Below are 3,806 nucleotides of genomic sequence, written 5' to 3'. Positions count from 1 at the left end.
GACCCGCCGCGCAGCGGCGGGTCAGACCAGCACGCTCGCCAGCAGCTCCGCCACGATCGCCGCTCCGTCCAGCGTCAGGACCGACTCGGGGTGGAACTGGACGCCCGCGAAACCGGGCCCGCGGAGAGCGTGCACATCGCCCGTCGCCGCGTCCCGGCTCAGTTCCACCCGGTGCATCGCCAGCTCCGCCTCCGCGGCAGCGGAACACCGTGCCGTGAACGTGTTGTAGAACCCCACCGTCTCCGGCCGCCCGAAGAAGTCGATCCGCTCCTGCGCCCCCTGGAACGGCACGTCCTTGCGGACGATCGCAAGGCCCAGCTCCGCCGCGATCAGCTCGTGCCCCAGGCACACGCCCAGCAGACCGTGCCGGTGGCCGCGCAGGAGCTCCGCCGCCAGGTTGCGCAGCAGCCGCATCTTGGGGTCGGCCGCGTCCGCCGGGTTGCCCGGGCCGGGGCCCAGGACGACGGGCCCCTCGTGGGCGAGGGCGGCCTCGCGGAGGCCGGGCTCGTCGTAGCGCCGCACGGTCACCGCAAGGCCGGAGGTGCGCAGCAGGTGGGCGAGCATGGCCGTGAAGGTGTCCTCGCCGTCGACGACCAGGGCGTGCCCGGTGAGCCGGGCGGTGGGCGCGGTGTCCCCGGCGGACTGCATGCGCAGCCAGAAGGGGGCGAGGTCCGCGCGGCGGGCGTCGAGCGCGGCGCGCACCTGCGGGTCGTCGGCGAGCCGGGCGGGCGGCAGCGCGGGCCGGGCGGCCCGCGGGGCGCGGACGCCGAGGGCCGCGAGGACGCCGGCCGCCTTGGCGTGGGTCTCGGCGACCTCGGCGTACGGGTCGGAGCGGCGGACGAGGGTGGCGCCGACCCCGACGCGGAGCCGGCCGCGGCGGTCGATGTCGGCGGTGCGGATGAGGATGGGCGAGTCCAGGGTCCGGGCCCCGCCCGCGTCCCGGCCGATGAGCGCGAGGGCGCCCGCGTAGTAGCCGCGGCCGCCGGGCTCGTGGCGCTCGATGACGCGGCAGGCGTTCTGCACGGGGGAGCCGGTGACGGTGGCGGCGAACATCGTCTCGCGGAGCACGTCGCGCACGTCGAGGGAGGAGCGGCCGCGCAGCTCGTACTCGGTGTGGGCGAGGTGGGCCATCTCCTTGAGCCGCGGCCCGACGACGACGCCTCCCCGGTCGCCCACGGTGCACATCATCTTCAGCTCCTCGTCCACGACCATGGACAGCTCCTCGACCTCCTTGCGGTCGTGGAGGAAGGCCAGCAGGCCCTCCCGGTCGGGGCCGCCGGCGGGGTAGCGGTAGGTGCCGCTGATGGGGTTCATGACGACGGTCCCGCCGGACATGCGCACGTGCACCTCGGGGCTGGCGCCGACGAGGGTGCGGTCGCCGGTGTGCACGACGTACGTCCAGTACGCGCCGCGCTCGCCGGCCAGCAGCCGCCGGAAGAGGGCCAGGGCGTCGGCGGGCGTGAAGCCGTGGATCTCGCCCTCGAAGGTCCGCCGGATGACGAAGTTGGCGCCCTCGCCGGTGCCGATCTCGTCCTCGATGACGCGCCGGACGATGTCCGCGTAGGCGTCGTCGCTCACGTCGAACGCGCCGCCCTCGACCCGTACGGCATGGTCCGGCAGCGCGGCGAGCACCTCGGCGAGGGGCAGCTCGTGGGCCTCGCGGGGGCGCAGGACGGCCAGCGGCGTGCCGTCGTCGCGGACGTCGAAGCCGCGCTCGCGGATCTGCCGGAAGGGCACGAGGGCGAGGGCGTCGTGGACGGGGCGGCCCCCGGCGGGCCGGCCGGTGGGCAGCGGGATGTCGGTGAGGCGCTCGACATCCTCGACGGGGCCGAGGAGCAGCTCGACGGTGCCGGGGGGAGCGCCCGCCGCGTCCCCGGCGCCGTGGGGGAGGCCGGGCGTGCGGCGGTGGAGGAGGGCGAAGGGCGGGCAGCCGGGGCCGGTCAGCCGGGCGAGCAGGGCGGCGGTGCCGGCGGCCGGTGCGGTGGCGAGGGTCATGGGGGTTCCTTCCGGTGAGAGGGAGGAACGGCCCGGGAAACGCGGAAGGCCGCCCCTCGGGCGGCCTTCGCGGTGCGTTCGGTGTACGCGCGATCAGTGGGCCGCCGGATGAGCGGTCCACCACCAGTTCTGGTTCTGCTGCGCGAACATGCTGGGCACCCTACCCGAGGCCGGGTGCCTACCGGCGGGTATGAGCCGCCCCCGGCCTGTCGGAAGGGAAGCTTCCGGGGCAAGCGGCGGGCGCGTGCCGCCCGCGGGCCGCCCCGCCCCTCGTCCCGGCATGTCTCAAAGTGCGGTCCGGCGGCCGGACAGCGGCCGCGACCCCGTAGGGTTGGAGCGTGACCGTGAACGCTGAAATCCACGCCGGTGGCAACACCTGGCGCTCCCTTCCCGCGGCGCAGCAGCCCGAATGGCCGGACCAAGAGGCTCTGCGCGATGTGATCGCCGAGCTCGAGTCCTATCCGCCGCTCGTCTTCGCGGGCGAGTGCGACCAGCTGCGCCAGCGCCTGGGAGCGGTCGCCCGTGGAGAGGCGTTCCTGCTCCAGGGCGGCGACTGCGCCGAGGCCTTCGACGCCGTGGGCGCCGACCAGATCCGCAACAAGCTCAAGACGCTGCTGCAGATGGGCGCCGTGCTGACCTACGCGGGCCAGGTGCCCGTGGTCAAGGTCGGCCGGATCGCCGGTCAGTACAGCAAGCCGCGCTCGAAGCCGACCGAGACGCGCGACGGCGTGACCCTGCCGACCTACCGCGGCGACTCCGTCAACGGCTTCGCCTTCACCGCCGAGGCCCGCACCCCGGACCCGCAGCGGCTGAAGCGGATGTACCACGCGTCGTCGGCCACGCTGAACCTGGTGCGCGCCTTCACCACCGGTGGCTACGCCGACCTGCGGCAGGTGCACGCCTGGAACCAGGACTTCGTGAAGTCCTCCCCGTCCGGGCAGCGCTACGAGGCCCTGGCCCGCGAGATCGACCGTGCGCTGAACTTCATGAACGCCTGCGGGGTGGACCCGGAGGAGTTCAAGACGGTGGAGTTCTACTCCTCGCACGAGGCGCTGATCCTGGACTACGAGTCGGCCCTGACCCGTACGGACTCCCGCACCGGGAACCTGTACGACGTCTCCGGCCACATGGTGTGGATCGGTGAGCGCACCCGCCAGCTGGACGGCGCGCACATCGAGTTCGCCTCCCGGATCCGCAACCCCATCGGGGTGAAGCTCGGCCCGACCACGACGGCCGAGGACGCCCTCACCCTGATCGAGCGGCTCGACCCGGAGCGCGAGCCGGGCCGGCTCACGTTCATCACCCGCATGGGCGCGGGCAAGATCCGTGACCACCTCCCGGAGCTGGTGGAGAAGGTCACCGCCTCCGGCGCCCAGGTGGCGTGGATCTGCGACCCGATGCACGGCAACACCTTCGAGGCGGCCTCGGGCCACAAGACCCGCCGCTTCGACGACGTGCTGGACGAGGTCAAGGGCTTCTTCGAGGTCCACAAGAGCCTCGGCACCCACCCGGGCGGCATCCACGTCGAGCTCACCGGTGACGACGTCACCGAGTGCGTGGGCGGCGGCGACGAGATCTTCGTCGACGACCTGCACCAGCGCTACGAGACGGCGTGCGACCCGCGCCTCAACCGCAGCCAGTCGCTGGACCTGGCCTTCCTCGTCGCGGAGATGTACCGCGACCAGTAGGCACACGCGAGCCGAGCGCGGGGGGGGGGGGGGGGGGGGGGGGGGGGGGGGGGGGGGGGGGGGGGGGGGGGGGGGGGGGGGGGGGGGGGGGGGGGGGGGGGGGGGGGGGGGGGGGGGGGGGCG

At 74.5% G+C, this 3,806-nt stretch carries 3 protein-coding genes; 1 reads left to right on the top strand and 2 read right to left on the bottom strand.

Features of this window, described 5'->3' with window-relative positions:
- Positions 1–21: 21 nt before the first annotated feature.
- Both ACSNOH_RS33805 and ACSNOH_RS33800 read right to left on the bottom strand, forming a co-directional pair.
- Positions 22–1,995: an anthranilate synthase family protein gene (locus ACSNOH_RS33805; RefSeq protein ID WP_436725271.1), complete on the bottom strand. Its 1,974-nt coding sequence runs from the start codon at positions 1,993–1,995 to the stop codon at positions 22–24.
- A gap of 93 nt (positions 1,996–2,088) precedes the next feature.
- On the bottom strand, positions 2,089–2,145 hold the full coding sequence (locus ACSNOH_RS33800) for a trp operon leader peptide (RefSeq protein ID WP_436725272.1): 57 nt from the start codon (positions 2,143–2,145) through the stop codon (positions 2,089–2,091).
- A 188-nt stretch (positions 2,146–2,333) separates the two neighbouring features.
- Here ACSNOH_RS33800 and ACSNOH_RS33795 point away from each other — a divergent pair, with 188 nt between their 5' ends.
- The gene (locus ACSNOH_RS33795; RefSeq protein WP_436725270.1) at positions 2,334–3,683 is read left to right on the top strand and encodes a class II 3-deoxy-7-phosphoheptulonate synthase; all 1,350 of its coding nucleotides are present in this window, start codon (positions 2,334–2,336) and stop codon (positions 3,681–3,683) included.
- The last annotated feature ends 123 nt before the right edge of the window (positions 3,684–3,806 follow it).

It is taken from the genome of Streptomyces sp. URMC 127 (genome assembly GCF_051386535.1).
In the GTDB taxonomy this organism is placed as follows: Bacteria; Actinomycetota; Actinomycetes; order Streptomycetales; family Streptomycetaceae; genus Streptomyces.
The sequence above is the reverse complement of the archived record's forward strand: the minus strand, read 5'-3'. Positions and strand labels throughout refer to the sequence as shown.